Source organism: Microcystis sp. M53598_WE2, from assembly GCF_030067735.1.
Classification (GTDB): Bacteria; Cyanobacteriota; Cyanobacteriia; order Cyanobacteriales; family Microcystaceae; genus Microcystis; species Microcystis aeruginosa.
In genome coordinates this window covers 1-5291 of sequence record NZ_JASJFE010000354.1, presented here as the reverse complement: position 1 = coordinate 5291, position 5291 = coordinate 1, and the positions used below count along the sequence as shown (strand labels likewise).

The following is a 5291-nucleotide window of genomic DNA, read 5'->3' as shown; positions in this document are numbered from 1 at the left end:
GCTATTTTTAAAACCGCACAAATATTAGCTTTTTCCCCTGAGATAAATAGCAAGAGAGAAGAATTGTAAGGCCATAAAGCCTTGCACTTTTTCACTTTTTTTGTTTGGTACATATATATCGAATCGCCACAGCAACTCCATTACCTCGTTGCAAGGGAGACCCTTGCAACGCATTTCCAGAGGTTCTACCTCTTGTGTAACCCATCAGGGAAGGGAGGGGGATTCTCCCTTTTCTCAATAGACCACACCAGAGGCGAAATCGCCTACTTGTTACCATTACCCTGCATGGCTAAAACCGCATCGCGCAGTTTATCCGGCACTTCTTGCAGGTGATCCTCATCCCACTGGAAGAAACCGACACCCATAGTCAAAGAACGCAATTCAACGATAAAATCGTGCATTTCCGCTTGGGGTAGATAGGCCGTTACCTGATCCCAACCTTTCCACTCCGCAGAAGCTTCAAAACCCTGAATTTGACCGCGTTTACCACTGATTAACTGTAAAACCTTGGCAGTGTATTCTGAGGGAGCGAGAACCGTCACCGATAGAATTGGTTCTAATAAGACCGGATGACATTTAGGCAGTCCTTCCGTCATCGCTAGACGGGCCGCTTGTTTAAAAGCTTGTTCGGAACTATCGACACTGTGATAGGAACCATCGGTGAGAGTAACATCAATATCCACCACGGGGAAACCCAAAGGACCATGACCGAGATATTCCCGCACTCCCGTTTCCACCCCAGGGATATACTGTTTGGGGACGACACCACCGACAATGCTTTCATGGAAGTGGAAACCTTCCCCCCGGGCCAGGGGTTTAATATCGAGATACACATCACCAAAAGCACCGTGACCGCCGGTTTGGTGTTTATAACGTCCGTGGGATTTGGTACTGGTTTTGATCGTTTCCTTGTAGGGAACTTGGGGTAAATGGGTGGTCATCGGTAGATTATACTTGCGCGCTAGGCGATCGAGGGCCACTTGCAGATGAATTTCTCCCTGTCCCCAGAGAATCACTTCTTTAGTATCGCCGTGTTGTTCCCAGTGGAGGGAGGGATCTTCTTCGATCAGTTTCGTCAAAGCTGAACTTAATTTCACTTCATCCTTGCGATTGGCGGCAGCAATGGCCAAGGCAAAGACGGGTTTGAGTTGTAAACCTTTGGGAAGATCGGGTTTTTGACTGCCGCTGCTCACCACGTCTCCGGTGGCGATTCCCTCCAAACGACCGAGAGCGACAATTTCCCCCGCTTGGGCCTGCTGTAGGGGTTGTTGTTGTTGTCCCATGAGACGATAGATACCACCAATCCGCACACCGTTCAAGGCCATGCCATCGTTAAGGGTTCCCTGCCAGATTCGCCCTAGGGACAGGCGACCGCCCTGGGGAGTAAAATAGGTTTTGAGGATTTGTACCACGGCATCCCCATCCGCACTGGGATCGAGACCGCGACGATTGGCGGTAATTGTCGGGGCCGGTGCTTCTTCCACTAAAGCGGTGAGGAGATGACGCACACCATAGTCCCGTTCCGCCATACCGAAGAACACAGGTACTATCTGATCGGCTCCCAGTTCTTGTTTTAAGTCTTGGAGAATTTCTTCCCGGGAGGGGTTAATATCTTCGAGGAGTTCTTCTAAAAGATGATCATCAAATTCGGCGATCGTTTCCAGCATTTCTTGTCGAGCAATCTGTTCTTCTTCCTTGAGGTGGTCGGGTAAAGCTACAGGGTCGGCGGGACTGTTAGCATGGTAATGATAAGCCTGTTCGTTGATTAAATCGATGAATCCAATAATTTCGTTGTTCTGACGGATGGGATATTGCTGGGGAACGAGGGGACGACTAGAAACGGATTTGAGAGCTTGTAGGACTTCGTTAAAGTGACTATTACAGCGATCCATCTTGTTGATGAAGATTAGATGCGGAATTTCCCAATCATCAAGGAATTTTAGCAAGGGAGCCAGGGTGAGAACTCGATCGACCACCGGTTCACAAACGATAATAGCAGCACCGGCCCCGACGAGGGCATTATAGGTTTCACTGGCAAATTCGATCGAACCGGGACAATCGAGAAAGGTAAAATTTAGGTCTTGGTATTGACTATGGGCAACGGAAACTTCTACACTCATCTGTCGATCCCGTGCTTGCGTGGAACTATCACCGACGGTATTGCGATCGCTGATTTTACCTTTTCTGGTGATCGCTCCTGTTACGAAAAGTAAACTTTCCAGTAAGGAGGTTTTTCCACTGGAGTAGGGGCCGACAAGGGCCACATTACGGGTGTTTGCTCCGATACTTTGATTCATACAGATACCCCCAAGAATGATTTAGTGATTAGTTGCGGCGATTGGGCGATATTTACACTCGATCGCCCTAGGAAATATACTGTCATAGCACTGAAAATTACTCTCAGGATGTATTTAGAAGTGAAAGGCCTGTCTTGCCATAATTTTGCCCAGTGCTACAGGTGTATTCTTTCTTACTCTTCACCCTAACTCAGTCTCAAGCATCACATCCCATTCTCGCAATCTCTTGTAAAGTCTCGCCTACTTTTAGTTAAGGAACTTGAATAAATGTTAACTAGGGTTTGCTAAATAAGTTTTTCGTGGGTGTGGGGTGTGGGGTGTGGGGTGTGGGGAAATGGGGAAATGGGGAAATGGGGAAATGGGGAGAATAAATAAAAATAATCTCCTGTCTCCTGAATCGGAGTCTCCTGAATCGGAGTCTCCTACCTCCAGGAAAAATTTTTTCAGCAAATGTTAACTAAGCTGTTGACTATCGAGAGTCTTTCTCATCAACCGGATTCACAAAAACGAGATGCAGCCTGATATAGTGAGAGGTCGGGATGATGTTTATCAAGCAATTTTTATGTTGAAAGCTGGAATCGTGGGACTGCCAAATGTGGGTAAATCGACCCTATTTAACGCTCTGGTGGCTAATGCCAAGGCCGAGGCCGCTAATTTCCCCTTTTGTACCATTGAACCGAATGTGGGTGTGGTATCCGTCCCCGATGAACGTCTGGAGGTTTTGGCTAAAATCTCTAATTCTGAGAAAATCGTGCCGACGCGGATTGAATTTGTCGATATCGCCGGATTAGTCAAGGGTGCGAGTCGCGGGGAAGGATTGGGTAATCAATTTTTGGCTAATATCCGGGAAGTGGACGCGATCGTTCATGTGGTGCGCTGTTTTGATAATGATGATATTATTCATGTTTCCGGTTCCGTGGATCCGGCCCGGGATATCGAGGTGATTAATCTAGAGTTAGCTCTAGCGGATTTGGGACAGGTGGAGAAGCGGGTGGAACGTTTACGCAAACAGGCGAAAAATAGCAAGGAAGCCGCCGAAGAATTGGCTATCCTTGAAAAAATCCTAATTTGTCTTAATGACGGTATTTCGGCGCGAAAAGTGGATTTAAGCAAAGAGGAAGAAGAATTAATTAAAAATCTCGGTTTATTGAGTCGTAAACCGATTATTTATGCCGCTAATGTGAGCGAAGATGATCTGGCCACGGGTAATGATTGGGTAGAAAGTGTCCGTAAAATTGCCCAAGAGGAACAGGCCAAAGTTGTGATCGTTTCTGCTCAAGTAGAATCGGAATTAGTGGAATTGTCGGAGGAAGAAAGAAAAGATTTTCTCGGTTCTTTAGGAGTAGAAGAAGGGGGATTAAAATCTTTAATTAAAGCTACCTACGAGTTATTAGGACTGCGTACCTATCTCACCACTGGACCCCAAGAAACCCGCGCATGGACGATTATTTCTGGGATGAAAGCACCCCAGGCAGCCGGAGTTATTCACTCGGATTTTGAACGGGGTTTTATTCGTGCAGAAACCGTGTCTTATCAGGATTTAGTTAATAGTGGCACGATGAGCGCGGCCAAAGAAAAAGGTTTAGTCAGAAGTGAAGGCAAGGAATACATTGTTCAAGAGGGTGATGTTTTACTATTCCGTTTTAATGTATAGCTAAAAATAAATCAGGTGAGTGCCACCACCTGATCAAAAGGTTGAATTTGGCGTTGTCAATAGCTGTAGGGCTAATTCATGAATTAGCCCTACAATAGGCGTTGTCAAATTGAAAGATGCTCCGAATTTCTGCCCTAAACAATTTCTAAGCTTTTTTTACTCACTTTGGTTAACATTAAACTGAATTTTTTATCTCTTGACATCCTCTAATTTATATTCTATAATTAGGTACAAGGCCAAGTTCTTGTTTAATCAAGATGGCGATGTTCTCTGTTCACTAAAAGACTGGTTTGGTAGGAATGCAGTCGAGGCTAAAAATAGTCTATCTATTCAACAACCCGCAAGGGGAAACGGTCAAATCAAGCGCAGTAAATGAAAGAGCAAGGATTGTTATTTTCTGAAGACAGCCTGTTACCTGAAAAACTCCCGCAAATTCAGGAATTACGACCTTCTAACAATCTTTCCGCAGTTTTTGAAGAGTGCCATAATTATATTTACGCCAACGAAGGAATGCTCAAAGACAAGATTTTTCACGAGATGGTTAAACTAATCATCATCAAACTTCATGATGAAAAATCTGCCAAGCAATCTGTAAATTTTGGCGTTACAGCAAGTGAATATAAAGCCATCGTAGCAAATAAGTCCGATGAATTTATGTCGCGTCTCAGTCAATTATTTACCTCCATCAAGAATCATTATCGGGGATTTTTCACCGATGACACATTCAAGTTAAAACCTTTGACTCTTGCTTATATTGTAGGCAGGTTACAGTACATTAATTTAACTAAAACATCTGGCGATATAAAAGGGGAAGCCTTTCAGACTTTTGTAAATAGACACCAGCGTGGAGATAGGGGAGAATTTTTTACCCCTCACCCAATTGTCCGCCTTGCGGTTGAAATGATAGACCCCAAACCAAACGAAAAAATTATCGACCCTGCTTGCGGAAGTGGTGGTTTTTTAATTCAAGCAATCAACCATGTTCGACAAAATAATCCAGAGTTCAATATAGCAAGTTTTGTGCAAGAAAGTATTACAGGAATTGAATTTAATCCTGATGTCGCCCTTTCGGGAATGATTCGTTTAGTTTTTGAAGGTGGCACAGGTTCAGAAATTATCTGCACTAATGCGCTTATCGAAGATGAAAAATTAAATAATTCCTTTGATGTTATCTTGACCAATCCTCCTTTCGGAAATAAAGGAAAAGTAGAAGACCAGAAAATTCTTAAATCATATCTTCTTGCCCGGAAATGGCATAAATCAGCGTCCAATGGTTGGGAAGTTTCCCCAACCGTTTTAGCGGGTCAGTCGCCCGATATTTTATTTATTGAGAAATCTAT

3 protein-coding genes are annotated in these 5291 nt (G+C 44.3%); 2 read left to right on the top strand and 1 reads right to left on the bottom strand.

The window, feature by feature from the left end:
- Window positions 1-263: 263 nt before the first annotated feature.
- Window positions 264-2297 carry an elongation factor G gene (locus PX636_RS07610; protein WP_288116647.1) on the bottom strand — a complete coding sequence of 678 codons (2034 nt, stop codon included), beginning with the start codon at window positions 2295-2297 and terminating at the stop codon, window positions 264-266.
- 562 nt (window positions 2298-2859) lie between these two features.
- Between PX636_RS07610 and ychF the strand changes: the two genes are divergently transcribed.
- Both ychF and PX636_RS07600 read left to right on the top strand, forming a co-directional pair.
- Window positions 2860-3951 (top strand): redox-regulated ATPase YchF, encoded by a 1092-nt coding sequence (ychF, locus tag PX636_RS07605; protein WP_012267878.1) that lies wholly within the window; start codon window positions 2860-2862, stop codon window positions 3949-3951.
- Window positions 3952-4323: 372 nt separating this feature from the next.
- Window positions 4324-5291 (top strand): HsdM family class I SAM-dependent methyltransferase (locus PX636_RS07600; RefSeq protein WP_288116645.1); only part of this gene is annotated, 968 nt, incomplete at its 3' end.

Coding starts and splice junctions, on each gene's coding strand:
- PX636_RS07610 (WP_288116647.1), bottom strand. CDS start 2,297: ATGAATCAAAGTATCGGAGCAAACACCCGTAATGTGGCCCTTGTCGGC.
- ychF (WP_012267878.1), top strand. CDS start 2,860: ATGTTGAAAGCTGGAATCGTGGGACTGCCAAATGTGGGTAAATCGACC.